This window comes from Sulfitobacter sp. CW3 (assembly GCF_019392245.1).
GTDB lineage: Bacteria > Pseudomonadota > Alphaproteobacteria > Rhodobacterales > Rhodobacteraceae > Sulfitobacter.
The window spans coordinates 18,216-32,109 of record NZ_JAHXRL010000003.1 but is presented as its reverse complement, the minus strand read 5'-3'; the positions used below and the strand labels follow the sequence as shown (position 1 = coordinate 32,109).

12 protein-coding genes are annotated in these 13,894 nt (G+C 57.6%); 6 read left to right on the top strand and 6 right to left on the bottom strand.

Annotation, left to right across the window (positions count from 1 at the left end):
- Window positions 1-59: 59 nt before the first annotated feature.
- The 5 genes from gmd to KZZ06_RS06880 all read left to right on the top strand — a co-directional run bounded on the left by gmd (window position 60) and on the right by KZZ06_RS06880 (window position 6,170).
- Window positions 60-1,181 (top strand): GDP-mannose 4,6-dehydratase, encoded by a 1,122-nt coding sequence (gene gmd, locus KZZ06_RS06900; protein ID WP_219579327.1) that lies wholly within the window; start codon window positions 60-62, stop codon window positions 1,179-1,181.
- Window positions 1,182-1,184: 3 nt separating this feature from the next.
- Window positions 1,185-2,114 (top strand): GDP-L-fucose synthase, encoded by a 930-nt coding sequence (locus KZZ06_RS06895; protein ID WP_219579326.1) that lies wholly within the window; start codon window positions 1,185-1,187, stop codon window positions 2,112-2,114.
- Window positions 2,111-3,283, top strand: a complete 1,173-nt coding sequence (locus KZZ06_RS06890; protein ID WP_219579325.1) for a DegT/DnrJ/EryC1/StrS aminotransferase family protein — start codon at window positions 2,111-2,113, stop codon at window positions 3,281-3,283. Before KZZ06_RS06895 ends, KZZ06_RS06890 begins: the two co-directional genes overlap by 4 nt.
- Before the next feature lie 84 nt (window positions 3,284-3,367).
- Window positions 3,368-4,789: a mannose-1-phosphate guanylyltransferase/mannose-6-phosphate isomerase gene (locus KZZ06_RS06885; protein ID WP_219579324.1), complete on the top strand. Its 1,422-nt coding sequence runs from the start codon at window positions 3,368-3,370 to the stop codon at window positions 4,787-4,789.
- A gap of 4 nt (window positions 4,790-4,793) precedes the next feature.
- Window positions 4,794-6,170, top strand: a complete 1,377-nt coding sequence (locus KZZ06_RS06880; protein WP_219579890.1) for a M20 family metallopeptidase — start codon at window positions 4,794-4,796, stop codon at window positions 6,168-6,170.
- Window positions 6,171-6,219: 49 nt separating this feature from the next.
- Here the strand turns inward: KZZ06_RS06880 and KZZ06_RS06875 are convergent, their stop codons facing one another.
- The 6 genes from KZZ06_RS06875 to KZZ06_RS06850 form a co-directional block, all read right to left on the bottom strand.
- Window positions 6,220-6,765 (bottom strand): biotin transporter BioY, encoded by a 546-nt coding sequence (locus KZZ06_RS06875; protein ID WP_219579323.1) that lies wholly within the window; start codon window positions 6,763-6,765, stop codon window positions 6,220-6,222.
- Between the two features lie 76 nt (window positions 6,766-6,841).
- Window positions 6,842-8,299: a cobyric acid synthase gene (locus KZZ06_RS06870; protein WP_219579322.1), complete on the bottom strand. Its 1,458-nt coding sequence runs from the start codon at window positions 8,297-8,299 to the stop codon at window positions 6,842-6,844.
- Between the two features lie 109 nt (window positions 8,300-8,408).
- The gene (locus tag KZZ06_RS06865) at window positions 8,409-9,410 is read right to left on the bottom strand and encodes a glycosyltransferase family A protein (RefSeq protein WP_219579321.1); all 1,002 of its coding nucleotides are present in this window, start codon (window positions 9,408-9,410) and stop codon (window positions 8,409-8,411) included.
- Window positions 9,407-9,559, bottom strand: coding sequence for a hypothetical protein (locus KZZ06_RS06860; protein WP_219579320.1), 153 nt, complete (start codon window positions 9,557-9,559; stop codon window positions 9,407-9,409). Before KZZ06_RS06860 ends, KZZ06_RS06865 begins: the two co-directional genes overlap by 4 nt.
- A gap of 190 nt (window positions 9,560-9,749) precedes the next feature.
- Complete coding sequence (locus tag KZZ06_RS06855; protein WP_257884249.1) at window positions 9,750-12,296, bottom strand: PAS domain-containing hybrid sensor histidine kinase/response regulator; 2,547 nt, start codon at window positions 12,294-12,296, stop codon at window positions 9,750-9,752.
- 78 nt (window positions 12,297-12,374) lie between these two features.
- On the bottom strand, window positions 12,375-12,881 hold the full coding sequence (locus tag KZZ06_RS06850) for a molybdopterin-dependent oxidoreductase (RefSeq protein WP_219579318.1): 507 nt from the start codon (window positions 12,879-12,881) through the stop codon (window positions 12,375-12,377).
- 373 nt (window positions 12,882-13,254) lie between these two features.
- Here KZZ06_RS06850 and KZZ06_RS06845 point away from each other — a divergent pair, with 373 nt between their 5' ends.
- A complete protein-coding gene (locus KZZ06_RS06845) occupies window positions 13,255-13,869 on the top strand; it encodes a response regulator transcription factor (RefSeq protein ID WP_219579317.1) in 615 nt (204 codons plus the stop codon).
- Window positions 13,870-13,894: the final 25 nt, after the last annotated feature.

The following is a 13,894-nucleotide window of genomic DNA, read 5'->3' as shown; positions in this document are numbered from 1 at the left end:
ACAATTAGCCCTGCACTTACGGGGCCGCTATAATGTTGACGGCAGAAACGGGGCTATCCATGACGAAACGCGCATTGATTACTGGGATTACGGGCCAAGACGGGTCCTATCTGGCGGAATTTCTGCTGGAAAAGGGCTATGAGGTGCACGGGATCAAACGGCGGGCATCGTCATTGAACACCCAGCGGATCGATCACATTTTCCAAGACCCCCACGAGGAAAACCCCAAGCTGCACCTGCATTATGGCGATCTGACCGACAGTTCGAACCTGACGCGGATCATCAGCGAAGTCCAACCCGACGAGGTCTATAACCTTGGTGCGCAAAGCCACGTCGCGGTCAGCTTTGAATCGCCCGAATATACCGCGGATGTAGATGCCACCGGTGCCTTGCGTCTGCTTGAGGCAATCCGGTTCTTGGGCCTTGAGAAGAAGACCAAGTTTTACCAAGCCTCGACATCGGAATTATACGGTCTGGTGCAGGAAACCCCGCAGACCGAAACCACGCCTTTCCACCCGCGCAGCCCCTATGCGGTGGCCAAGATGTACGCCTATTGGATCACGGTGAACTACCGCGAGGCATACGGCATGTACGCCTGCAACGGCATCTTGTTTAACCATGAATCCCCGCGTCGCGGCGAAACATTCGTCACACGCAAGATCACGCGCGGGATGGCGAATATCGCCCAAGGTCTGGATGACTGTCTGTACATGGGCAACATCGACGCGCTGCGCGATTGGGGCCATGCCAAGGATTACGTGCGGATGCAGTGGATGATGCTGCAACAGGACGAACCCGATGATTTCGTAATCGCGACCGGCGTGCAATATTCGGTGCGCCAGTTCATCATATGGTCCGCCGCCGAGCTGGGGATTACCCTGCGGTTTGAGGGGACCGGCGTTGAGGAACGCGCGATCGTGGACAGCATTGAAGGCGACGACGCCCCCGGCGTGAAACCCGGCGATGTGGTTTTGAAAATCGATCCTAAATATTTCCGCCCCGCCGAGGTGGAAACGCTGCTGGGGTCGCCCGCCAAAGCCAAGGCCAAACTAGGCTGGGAACCGCAGATCACCACACAGGAAATGTGTGCCGAAATGGTTAAAAGCGATCTGAAAATCGCCAAACGTGCGCGCCTGCTGGTCGATCACGGCTTTGATGCGTTTATCGCACGCGAGGATTAATCCATGTCAGGGAAACTTTTCCTCACCGGTGGTTCCGGCATGGTGGGCCGCAACGTTCAGGATCACGCCGCCGCCGCGAAGTGGCAGATCGTTGCCCCGTCGAGCCGCGAACTGGACCTGATGAACAGCGCTGCCGTGGCTGAATTCATCAAGGCCGAACAGCCTGATCTGATTGTGCATTCCGCAGGCAAGGTCGGTGGCATCCGCGCCAATATGGCCGAACCTGTCGCCTTTCTGGATCGCAACATTACCATCGGTCGGAACGTGATCATGGGGGCCTATGAGGCCGGCGTGAAGCGGTTCATCAATCTGGGATCGACCTGCATTTATCCCCGCGCCGCTGCGAACCCGCTGAGCGAGGATTTATTGCTGACCGGAGAGCTGGAGCCGACGAATGAAGGCTATGCGATTGCCAAGATATTTGCGTTGCGGTTGTGCCAGTATATTCGCCGCGAAGACCCGACGTTTCAGTACAAGACGTTGATCCCGTGCAATTTATTCGGGCCCTATGACAAGTTTGATCCAAACGTGTCGCATTTGCTGCCCGCCATCATTCAAAAGGTCCATGACGCCAAACTGGCGGGTGATCCGACTGTAGAAATCTGGGGCGACGGCATGGCGCGGCGCGAATTCATGTATTCTGCCGATCTGGCCGATGCGATATTTCGCGCGGCGGATGACATTGAAAACATTCCCGATCTGATGAACGTCGGCGTCGGCCATGACCACAGCATCAACGACTTTTACGCGACAGTTGCGCGGGTGATCGGATGGCAGGGCAGCTTTGCCCATGATCTGAGCAAGCCCACGGGAATGGCCCGCAAGCTGTCCGATACATCGCGCCAAACCGCATGGGGATGGCAGCCGCAAACCTCGCTCGAGGATGGCATCACCAAGACCTATCAATACTATCTGGAGACATCAAAATCATGAGCCCGCGTTTTCCTCTTGCGACCTCCTCTTGGGATCAGGCCGAGCAAGACGCCCTGCAACGGGTGATCAAGTCAGACATGTATTCAATGGGCCCCGAGGTCCGGCGCTTTGAAGAACAGTTTGCTGCGTTTTTTGGATCGAAATATGCGATCATGGTTAACTCCGGATCGTCTGCGAACCTGCTGATGACCGGCGCGTTGTTCTATTCCAAAAACGAGGATCTGCGCCTGAAAGCGGGGGACGAGATCATCGTGCCCGCCGTGAGCTGGTCCACGACATATTACCCGCTGGCCCAATACGGTCTGGTTCAGAAATTTGTCGATATCGACCGTGGCACGCTGAACTATGACCTTGATGCGCTGGCAGAGGCCGTCACCGACAAGACCCGCGCGATCATGATCGTGAACCTGCTTGGCAACCCCAATGATTTCGACCGGATCAAGAAAATCATCGGCGACCGCAAGATCGTGTTGCTGGAAGACAATTGCGAATCTATGGGTGCCACGTTTGGCGGCAAACAGACCGGAACATTCGCCCATGTGGGCAGCTTTTCCAGCTTTTTCTCGCATCATATTTCGACCATGGAAGGTGGCCTTGTGACCACCGATAACGAAGAGCTGTACCATATCATGTTGTCCATGCGGTCGCATGGCTGGACGCGGCACCTGCCCAAGGAAAACCGTGTGACCGGCACCAAAAGCGATGATCCCTTCGAGGAAAGCTTTAACTTTGTGTTGCCCGGCTACAACCTGCGCCCGCTGGAAATGTCGGGTGCATTGGGTCAGGAACAGTTGAAGAAACTGCCCGACCTGATCAAGGGACGGCGCGACAATGCCAAGCTGTTCGTTGACGGGCTGTCAAACCATCCGCTGTTCACCCTGCAAGAAGAAATCGGCGAAAGCAGCTGGTTCGGGTTCTCGCTGTTGTTGCGCCCGGATGTTGGTATCACGCGCAGTGAACTGGTGACCAAACTGGACGGCCTCGGGTTTGAATGCCGCCCCATCGTGGCCGGCAATTTCACCAAGAACCCGGTGATGGAGCATATCCCCCACGTCATTCACGGCACCCTGCCGAACGCGCAGTATATTGATGTGAACGGGCTGTTTGTCGGCAACCACCACTATCCGATCCCCGAAGCCGTCGAGGCATTGTCTGGTCTGCGGGTCTAGATGCTTAACCGCGCCGGGTTGCAGACTTGACCCCGCAGATTTTGTTAATGTCTCGTTAGATTAATCGCTATTAAGGTTCCTATCATGATCCATCCTATCCTTCTTTGTGGCGGTTCTGGTACGCGCCTGTGGCCGCTGTCACGCAAGTCTTATCCCAAACAGTTTGCCAAGCTGATGGGCGACGAAAGCCTGTTCCAAGCCTCGGCGCGGCGTTTGTCTGGCGACGGTTTTGCGGCCCCTGTGATTGTGACAGGTGACCCGTTCCGCTTTATCGTGACCGAACAGCTGGCGCAGGTGGAACAAGCCGCGATGGGTATCCTGATCGAGCCCGAGGGGCGCAATACTGCGCCAGCCATCCTTGCTGCTGCGTTGTGGATTGCCAAAACCGACCCCGGCGCGTTGATGTTGGTCGCCCCGTCTGACCATGTGATACCCGACACGGATGCCTTTGCGGCCACCGTTCAGGCCGCCGTGCCGCGGGCGCAGTCGGGCGATCTGGTGACCTTTGGCATCACGCCCACGCGGCCTGAAACCGGCTATGGCTATCTTGAGTTGGCGACGGGTGCGGATGCAGGTGCCGACACACCCCAGACACTGGCGCGCTTTGTTGAGAAACCGGATGCGGACCGCGCGACCAAGATGCTGGCCGCGGGTAATTTCCTGTGGAATGCCGGTATTTTCCTGTTCACCGCCGATGCGATCATTGCCGCCTATGAGACCCATGCGCCCGCCTTGCTGAAGGCCGTCACTGACGCCCTGAACAAGGCCGACCCGGACCTAGGCTTTACCCGTCTTGATCCTGCCGCATGGGCCAAGGCCGACGATATCTCGGTCGATTATGCGATCATGGAAAAGGCCGACAATCTGGCGGTGATGCCCTTTGGCGCGGGCTGGTCCGATCTGGGCGGCTGGGATGCCGTGTGGATGGAATCCGGCCCCGATGCGCAGGGCAATGTGTGTTCCGACAATGCCACCGCGATTGATTGTACCGATACGCTGCTGCGGTCGGAAACCGACGGGTTGCAGCTGGTGGGCATCGGACTGGACAACATCGTGGCCATCGCCATGGGCGACGCGGTGCTGGTCGCTGATAAATCCAAGGCGCAGCGCGTCAAAGAAGCTGTTGATGCGCTCAAGGCCAAGGGATCAAGCCAAGCGATCCAACTGCCCCGCGATTACCGGCCTTGGGGCTGGTACGAAAGCCTCGTTATCGGCGGGCGCTTTCAAGTGAAACGTATCGTGGTGAACCCCGGTGCGTCGCTAAGTTTGCAAAGCCACCACCACCGCTCCGAGCATTGGATCGTGGTCGAAGGCACCGCCAAAATCACCGTTGATGACAGCGTGCAACTGATCAGCGAGAACCAATCCGTCTACATCCCGCTGGGGGCCGTCCACCGCATGGAAAACCCCGGCAAAGTTCCCATGGTGCTGATCGAAGTCCAAACAGGCAGCTATCTCGGCGAAGACGACATTATTAGGTATGAGGACGTGTATGCCCGCCGATAACCCGATGGCCCGCGAGGCGGCGATCAAGACTGCACAGACCTATTTTGACAGCGGGACACTACAATCAGACCTTGCGACGCTGGTCGCGTTTCAAACGGAAAGCCAAGCGCCAGAGCAAAAGCCGCAGTTGGCCCGCTATCTGGTTGAGGCGATCGAACCGCGACTGCAAGCGATGGGGTTCGAGACCCGGATACACGACAATCCCGATCCGTCCGGCGGGCCGCTTTTGGTGGCGCTGCGGATCGAAGACCCTGATTTCAAAACTGTTTTGACCTATGGCCATGGCGACGTGACCCGTGCGCAAACCGACCAATGGCGCGCGGGGCTGAGCCCGTTTGATCTGACTGAAGATGGTGACCGCCTGTATGGGCGCGGGGCGGCGGATAACAAGGTTCAACATCTGATCAACTTCAAAGCCTTGGAAACGGTTTTGGCGACGCGGGGCCACCTTGGGTTCAACGTCAAAATCATTTTCGAGATGAGCGAAGAAATCGGATCACCGGGGTTGGCCGCCTTTTGCAGCGCCAACAAAGACCTGTTGTCGGCGGATGTGTTGATTGCGTCGGACGGGCCACGGTTGCGGCCTGATCGCGCAACGATGTTTATGGGCGCGCGCGGCGGTGCCAGCTTTGATCTGGTCGTTGATCTGCGCGAAGGTGCGCATCATTCGGGGAATTGGGGCGGATTGCTGGCCGATCCTGCGATGCTGCTGTCCCACGCCATTGCATCCATCACCGACGCACGCGGCCAATTGCGCATTCCGCAATGGCGGCCTGACAGCCTGACCCAGACCATCCGCGACGCGCTGGACGGCTTGCCCATAGTTCAAGACAGCTTTCCCCCCGTTGACGAAGATTGGGGCGAAGAATCCCTGACCCCGGCAGAGCGTGCCTATGGCTGGAATTCCTTTGCCGTGTTGGCCATGACCAGCGGCGTGCCTGATGCACCGGTGAATGCCATTTCGGGCAAAGCGCGGGCGACCTGCCAGTTGCGCTATGTCGTGGGCACGGACCCGGCGGCATTGCTGCCTGCCCTGCGCGACCATCTGGATGCGCACGGGTTGCAAAAGGTGCAGATCGTCCCCCACGCCGAGATTTTTCCCGCCACGCGGTTGGACCCTACCCACCCTTGGGTCACCTATGTCAAAACATCGATCACACAGACAACCGGCATGGCACCGCATGTGTTGCCAAACCTGGCCGGATCCCTGCCGAATGAATGTTTTTCTGATATTTTGGGGCTGCCAACGGTATGGATTCCCCACAGCTATCTTGGCTGTAATCAGCACGCCCCGAATGAACATGTGCTGAAACCTGTCTGTGAAAGCGGGCTGCAAATCATGACGGGATTGTTTTGGGACATAGGCGAAAGCGCCCCGTAATCAGGGCGCTTTCAAAATGTTTTAGCCGCGTGGTTTTAGGCGCGTGGTTTTAGGCGCGTGACAACACGCTTGCCGGGCGGGCCTTGAACAGCGCCGCTGTGATCAGCCCCGCCAGTACCGCCTTGATGATGTCACCGGGGATAAAGACCGTGACCAATGCTGCGGATTCCAGCAGGGTTTTGTCCAACGCGATGGCAAGACCGGCAATACCAAAGGCATAGAGCACGATAATGCCGCCAATAACCGACGCGATGCCCGCGGTGATGGCCAGCGACGGACCCTGCCATTTTTCAACGATCAGGCCGGTAACAAACGCGGCAAAGGGAAAGCCGATCAAAAAGCCCGACGACGGCAACATGAACGATCCCAGACCGCCACGCCCACCTGCGAGCAGGGGCAAGCCCATGGCGACAAGCAACATGAAAAGCAACACAGCCAACGCACCGCGTTTGGACCCCAAAACGGTGCCGCACAGCATGATACCAAGGCTTTGCGCCGTGATTGGCACACCAAAGGCCAAGGTAAACTGGGGGATCAGCGCAAGCGCCGCAATAAGTGCTGCAAACAAGGCAACAAGAGTGAGATTACGTTCCATTTAAGATACTTCCTATTAGGTGGCGCATGTATTGATGTGATTAACCAAAGACACAAGGGCGTGATTGATCCAATGTTCAGACGGGGCCGGCACTGGCCAGAATCGCTGACACATCCAAGTGCTGCTCCATGTGATCGGCCAGTTGATCCAACGTATCCTCGACTGTTTGGCTATAGGATACTGGCGCGGCGGCCAGCCCGTATTGCGCCAACCACGATTTCCTAAAGCTGTCGTTGGAAAACAGCCCGTGCAAATAGGTGCCTGCGATCTTGCCGTCACGCGAAACCGCGCCATCTGGCACCCCGTCGATCTGGCAATAGGGGCGTTGGCAATCGGGCCCTTTGGTTTGGCCGATATGAATTTCGTACCCGTCAATCTGCGCACCGGTGGCGCTATGGGTCGCGGTGACGTGCGTCAGGGTTTTATCCGCCGCCATAAGGGTTTCCACATCCAGCAAGCAAAGCCCCGCGTCCTGACCTGACGGGCCTTCGATCCCTTTGGGGTCATCCACAATCTGCCCCAGCATTTGATAGCCGCCGCAAATCCCCAAGACATGGCCGCCCCGCCGAACATGGGCCAGCAGATCAATATCCCACCCTTGGGCGCGCATGAAATTCAGGTCGCCGCGCGTCGATTTGGTGCCGGGCAAGATCACCAGATCCGCATCCGCAGGCAATGGTGTGCCCGGCGGGATCATGGTCAGCCGCACCGTGGGTTCTGCGGCCAATGGATCAAGATCGTCAAAGTTCGAGATACGCGAAAGCATGGGGCAAACGATATGAAACGCGCCGGCGGATCGCGCGCGGGCCAGATCAACCGCGTCTTCGGCGGGCAGCAAATGCGCGCCGCTGAACCACGGTAGAACACCAAATCCGGCCCAGCCCGTGCGGTCGATAATGTCTTGGTATCCGCCATCAAACAGGCGCACATCACCGCGAAATTTGTTGATCAAAAAGCCCGCGACCATGGCCGCATCGTCAGGGTCCATCACCGCTTGGGTGCCCACGATCTGGGCAATCACCCCGCCGCGATTGATGTCTCCGGCCAGGATCACCGGCACATTCGCGGCGCGGGCAAAGCCCATGTTGGCGATGTCGTTCTTGCGCAGGTTCGTCTCGGCCGGGCTGCCCGCGCCTTCGACGATGATCAGGTCAGCGGTTTTGCCAAGAATGCCAAAGCTTTCCAGAACGGGTTTGAGCAACGCCCTGCGGGCCGCCCCGAAATCGCCCGCCTCGAGCCGGGATTGCGCGCGGCCCTGTACCACGACCTGCGCGCCGGTGTCGGTTTCGGGCTTGAGCAAAACGGGGTTCATATGCACTGACAAGCTGCGCCCCGAGGCCATCGCTTGGAGGGCTTGCGCGCGGCCGATCTCGCCTCCGTCATGGGTGACGGCGGCGTTGTTTGACATGTTCTGCGGTTTGAATGGCGCGACCGAAATACCGCGCCGTAGCGCTGCACGGCACAACCCCGCAACCAGCATCGATTTGCCCACGTTAGAGCCTGTGCCCTGGATCATTATTGCGCGTGTGGGCATGGCCAGTCCTTAAGATATGGGTTGCGTCAAAGTCGTGTCAGCCGCCACGCGCCGCGTCAAGTCTGCGGATCGAACGCGGGGCGTGGATTTACGGCCCCGTCCCCCCATTTCACGAAACCGGTTTGGCCCCCCACAGCAGTTCTTTCAGCTGCATCACCTTACGAGTAGTTTCCGGACCCGCGCAAAACAGCGCCACCGCTGCACATATGGTGCGGAGCGATTGACCGGGTTCTTCGATCAAAGGCAGGCGCGATTGCGCGATTGCACCGTAGGTCAAATTGACCGCCTGCGCGCCGTCAAGATCGCGGATCGCCCGGCGCGCCAACGCGCGCAGCTGATAGGCGCGGGCCGCAGGTGAATGCGTCTTGAAAACCGCGGGGTCCAGCGGGGTCAGCTTTGCAATCATGCGTTCCCACGCAGCCAGCTGGCGGTCTGGATTGGTGCAAAAGCCGCCCTCGGACTGGCGGGTTTTGGTCAACATATCGCGCAGCCCCTCGAACGCCCAACTGGTGGTCAAGGCCATGCGCATCCAGCATTCGATGTCGGCGCATTGACGAAAAGTTTCGTCGAAATACCAGTTGCGCTGAACCTCGCAGCGGGGCCGGTACGCAATGTCATCAAGTGCGGCGCGCCGGATCACCATCGCCGATCCATTGCCAATCGGGTTACGCTTGAGAATGCGGGCGGGGGTGACTGCGGTCAAGCAGCATGGCATCTGCCCGCGGCCCGTCACGGCCCCCGTCTCATCGATCCATGCCGATCCGGAGAAGCTGACACCCACATTCGGACACGCCCGAAGATGTGTCACATGGCGGGCCAGCTTGTTTGGCATCCACAGATCACCTGCCTGACAGAACCCGATGTATTCGCCCTGCGCGACGGAAATACCGACGTTGCGCGCGCCGGCCGTACCCCGGTTGGCCTGACGCAGCACGCTAACCCGTGGGTCGGTAGAAAACTGCGCCGCAATCTGCGGTGTTGCATCGGATGACCCGTCATCCACGATGATAATTTCGAACGGCGCATAGGTTTGGGCAAGCAGCGCATGCATGGTTTTTTCAAGTGTGCCGGCAACATTGAAAGCTGGCACGATGATCGAGGCAAGCGTCATCGGAGCAGCTTTTCTGGCGCGGCGTCTAGATAGACCACCATCCCGGACGATGGCGTCAGCGGGCGCAATGCGGGCGCGGCGGCACCTGATCTGGCGAATGCAAATCGCATCGCCGCGCCGAGGGCTGTGTTGTTCGGTGCTGTTAGCATGGGCTGGGTCCAATCAAATTACTGACCCAGCGTAACCCACGGTCACAACCGTGTCCGCGACGCCACGGGAGAGATCGGAGGCGCAATCGCCTATGACCCTATCCTTGAGATATATGCCCCCAGCCAAAAGTTTCCTGGCTGCGCTAGGCCGCGCCGCATGCGCCAAAGGATAGGCAATGCGAATTTGGCCTTAGTTATCAATGCCGTCCCTAGGGGAAACGCGCCGCTCGGCTTGCAGCAAAGGGCGTGTTCGGGCCCAAACGTCGGGCAATTCGGCAATACACCTATCTGTGCGTGCCTTGTCCTCAATTTTGGCTGATGCTTCGATCGCCAAGAACGCGGCGCGCATTTCCATCGCCCCCATCGACGCGGATGACCCCGCCAACCGGTGCGCCAGCGCCGAGATTTCCGGCAGCGTGTTCTGCGCAGGATCGGACAAGGCAACGATCCCTTGATCGATCTCTTGGGCATAGCGTTCAAGCAACGTTTTCAGCCGGTCCACCCCCAATGTATCGCGCAGATCATCAAGGTATTGGGTCGCCACAGTCGCGGACGCAGTATCAACAGGTTTTTCCGCACCGGCTTGGGGTTGGGCATATTGCGTGATGACCGTCAGCAGATCGTTGCGCACCAAAGGTTTGGTCAGAATATCGTTCATACCATCCGACAAAAACGCCTCTTGCTCGTCGGCCATTGCGTTGGCGGTCAGCGCAACGATCGGCGTTTTGGCATTCACGCCCTTCCCCGCACGAATGGCACGGGTCGCCCCGCGCCCATCCAGTACCGGCATGCTGATGTCCATCAAGATCAGGTCAAAGCGGGTAACTTGGGCGATATCGACGGCCACGGATCCGTTATGCGCCTCGGTCACGTAATGACCCGCAGCTATCAGCATCTCGCGGGCGACCACGCGGTTGATTTCATTGTCCTCGACCAACAGGATCGCGCTGTGTTTCGCCTGCGCCGCAGGTTTGCGCAGCGCAATTTGCGGATCAGGGGCGTTAATCGGTTCAATCGGAAAGCAGATGCTAAAGGTACTGCCTTGGCCGACGGTGCTGCTGACATCAATACTGCCACCCAGTGCTTTGACAAAACGTTGTGCGATACCCAACCCCAGACCGGTACCACCAACATCGCGATCATAAGAGCTGTCGCCGGTCATAAAGTCGTCGAATATCTGTTCTTGCAGCTCTTCGGTCATGCCGATCCCGGTGTCTGACACGGTAATCTGCAATGCGGGCGCTTGCCCCTTATGCTCTTCCATTTCGACCTGGATAACGATCCGCCCGTCGCGGGTGAATTTGACCGCATTGCCGATCACGTTCATCAAAATATGCTGGATACGGTCACGATCCGCGCAGATCCAGTTTACGGGTGTCGTGATCCAGCTCCACTCAAGGGTGGTACCGTTTGCCGAGGCTGCCCCGCTTTGATTGTCGACGATATCTTGCAACAGCAAGCTGATATCCATCGCAACAGGGCGCAAACGCAGCTTGCCTGCATCGTATTTCGTGATGTCCAGAACGTCTGAAATATGGCTCATCAACAGTTTGCCTGAGGTGTCCATATTCTTGATATAGCGCGCCTGTTTCGTGCTGAGCTTGGTTTCGGCCAACAAGGTCAGGTTGCCCAAAAGCCCGTTCAAGGGCGTGCGGATTTCATGGCTCATTGTGGCTAGAAAATCGGTCTTGGCCTTTTCGCCCGCCATGGCCCTGTCGCGGGCCATAACCAATTCGCGTTCTGCTTCGACCTGCGTAGAAATATCGCGAAGGAAGGCGATGTAGATCTCGCCCTCGCTGGTGGTGGCGGATTGCACGGCCAGCTCGACCGGGAACACATCACCCGATTTCCGCTTGGCCTCAAGCTTGACCCGGCCCTTGCCGACAACGCGTTTTTCACCCTTGTCCCGCATGCGCTGCATGCCAGTTTCGTGGGCGTGGCGGTACTGGTCCGGCACAATCATCGCCCCCAGTTCCTGACCCAGCGCCTCTTGCACGGTATATCCGAAAATCTGTTCGGCCGCAGTGTTGAAATCTAGGATATTGCCTTCCGCGTTTGCCACGATTACCGCGTCCAGCGCGGTTCCGGTCACCACCTTCATCCGGCTGCTTGCCTCGATCACTTCGGACCGGCGGCGAATGTTCTGGCGGTTCAACACGCCCAAAAACACGGACAGCAAAAGCAGTGCCACAAGCAACGCCGTGACGCCGAATGCCATTTGGCTCAAGGTGACTGCGATCCTTTTGCGGCGCAAATCTGAATCACGGGCGAAAAAGTTCAGACCCGAGTTCGACAGCCGCCGCACGCTTATGCGTATATCCGTGGCCTGCTCGCGCAATGCGGGTAACGCCGCAATCAGACCCACATCATCCGCGTCGATCATATCGACCGTTTGATCCAGAAAACTTTCGACAGCTGACAGGCTGCTGGAGTATTCAACTTGCGCGCGCAGACCCGCATAGAGCGATGATTGTTTCAGCGTTCGAATGCGGCTGAAGAAGATATCATAATCACGCCGAAGCTGTTTGATATCAGTTGGCGAATTTACGTCGAGCGTCGCGAGATGCAGCTGAAATTCGACGAACTCTACCTCGGCTTGCGACAGCGTCCATTGCACATTGTCGGAACTGGCCGAGTTCAGCAGCCTTAGATCGCGCGCGACGTAGATGGACAGATATACAATCGCCGCAATGCCAATCGCGCCCAGCAATACCGAAAGCACAAGCCGAAGGCGCAAAGATATCTTCCCCAAATGTGATATAGGCTGGCCTCTTGTCATCGGCGGCACCAAAAAGGGCAGCACGCCCCTTTGCTTTTAGTCTAGTGCAACGATCCGGTCGAGCTGCCAGATGCTGCGCGAGTAAATCACTTCGCTGCGGTACACTGAATCGGAATCATACGGGTATACAATCCAAAGCGGGCCTTTTTCGCGCACAGACAAGGTGTCGCCGTTCAGTTTGTAAGCGATGATCGGGCCACCCTCGACCGCGTCCGAGACCGGTATTTCGACAGCGTAATCGTTGATTGCCGTGGCACGCAGGGTGTCGCCGTGAATGCCCAGGCGGTCAACCAGCACATTCAACGACACGCCTTGAAAGAATTGGGTGCCATCGGTCCAGATGGTCGACGTATCGATCACCGTGGCGTCAAGCGCTTCAAGCATCTCCAGATCAAACTGTGCCATACTGTCCGCGTTTGTCGTTTCGATGGCACCCGAAACAGTCAGGAGTATTTCGCCCTGTGCCGCCCCAAGATCGTCAGCCCACACTGGCATGACTGAAATCGTTAAAAAGATCACGGCCTTGAAAAATTGTGACAGCATAGCAAAATCCTTCCCCAACTACCGTGTAGGTAGCACCATACCGAATAGCACGCGACGGAGCATCGGGATACAGACCTATCCTTTCGGATAGGTTAAAGGCTGACGTGGTGAAGCCGCGGTGAACCGGTTTTAATGAAACTATGCGCCTTCGGTTCTACATTGCGTCCATCTGGTGGGCAGCACTTTTGGTCAGGTCGCCCGCATGATCGGGCTATGCAGATGGACAAAACCCATGATCTAGGTGGATGATTAATATACGTATTTTGGTGAACCTACCCCAAAGTGCCGTTGGCAATGGGGTCGTAAAATCATATTTTCGTTGTGCATCAAACCCAATCTCGGTTTACGTGTATTACCAACCAAGGAGACCTCAATGCGCGTACTTATCGCCGACGACCATGACCTGCTTCGCGATACATTGGTTATGTTCCTTGAGGCGCAGGGCGACATCATCGTGCGTCAGGCCGCCAATCTGGGCGAGGCACACAAGCTGATCGACGCAGAAGAGGTCTTTGATCTGGTTCTGTTGGATTTGAATATGCCCGGCATGAATGGCCTTGAAGGGTTAAGGGCGACATTGGCCATGAACGGGGGCCAACGTGTTGCCCTGCTGTCGGGTGAAGCCACCCGCGAGATTGCTGAAAACGCGCTTGAGGCCGGGGCCGCCGGTTTTGTGCCGAAAACCCTGCCGGCCAAGTCGATGATCAACGCGGTCAAGTTCATGGCGATGGGCGAACAATACGCCCCCATCGATTTCATGACCGCGCTTGACGAAAGCCCCGAACATCCGCTGGCCGAAAAACTGTCGCCGCGCGAATTACAGGTTCTAAAAGGATTGACCGAGGCGAAATCGAACAAGGAAATCGCGCGCGATCTGGACATCACAGAACCAACTGTCAAACTGCATATGAAGACGCTCTATCGCAAAGTCGGGGCGGCCAACCGCACCCAAGCTGCGTTAATTGCACGCGAAGCGGGCCTGTTTTAACTCAGCCTACCCCTTGGAACACATA

What these genes read in the sequence shown, in the direction of transcription:
- gmd (WP_219579327.1), top strand. Translation starts at nt 60, where the DNA reads ATGACGAAACGCGCATTGATTACTGGGATTACGGGCCAAGACGGGTCC.
- KZZ06_RS06895 (WP_219579326.1), top strand. Translation starts at nt 1,185, where the DNA reads ATGTCAGGGAAACTTTTCCTCACCGGTGGTTCCGGCATGGTGGGCCGC.
- KZZ06_RS06890 (WP_219579325.1), top strand. Translation starts at nt 2,111, where the DNA reads ATGAGCCCGCGTTTTCCTCTTGCGACCTCCTCTTGGGATCAGGCCGAG.
- KZZ06_RS06885 (WP_219579324.1), top strand. Translation starts at nt 3,368, where the DNA reads ATGATCCATCCTATCCTTCTTTGTGGCGGTTCTGGTACGCGCCTGTGG.
- KZZ06_RS06880 (WP_219579890.1), top strand. Translation starts at nt 4,794, where the DNA reads ATGGCCCGCGAGGCGGCGATCAAGACTGCACAGACCTATTTTGACAGC.
- KZZ06_RS06875 (WP_219579323.1), bottom strand. Translation starts at nt 6,765, where the DNA reads ATGGAACGTAATCTCACTCTTGTTGCCTTGTTTGCAGCACTTATTGCG.
- KZZ06_RS06870 (WP_219579322.1), bottom strand. Translation starts at nt 8,299, where the DNA reads ATGCCCACACGCGCAATAATGATCCAGGGCACAGGCTCTAACGTGGGC.
- KZZ06_RS06865 (WP_219579321.1), bottom strand. Translation starts at nt 9,410, where the DNA reads ATGACGCTTGCCTCGATCATCGTGCCAGCTTTCAATGTTGCCGGCACA.
- KZZ06_RS06860 (WP_219579320.1), bottom strand. Translation starts at nt 9,559, where the DNA reads ATGCTAACAGCACCGAACAACACAGCCCTCGGCGCGGCGATGCGATTT.
- KZZ06_RS06850 (WP_219579318.1), bottom strand. Translation starts at nt 12,881, where the DNA reads ATGCTGTCACAATTTTTCAAGGCCGTGATCTTTTTAACGATTTCAGTC.
- KZZ06_RS06845 (WP_219579317.1), top strand. Translation starts at nt 13,255, where the DNA reads ATGCGCGTACTTATCGCCGACGACCATGACCTGCTTCGCGATACATTG.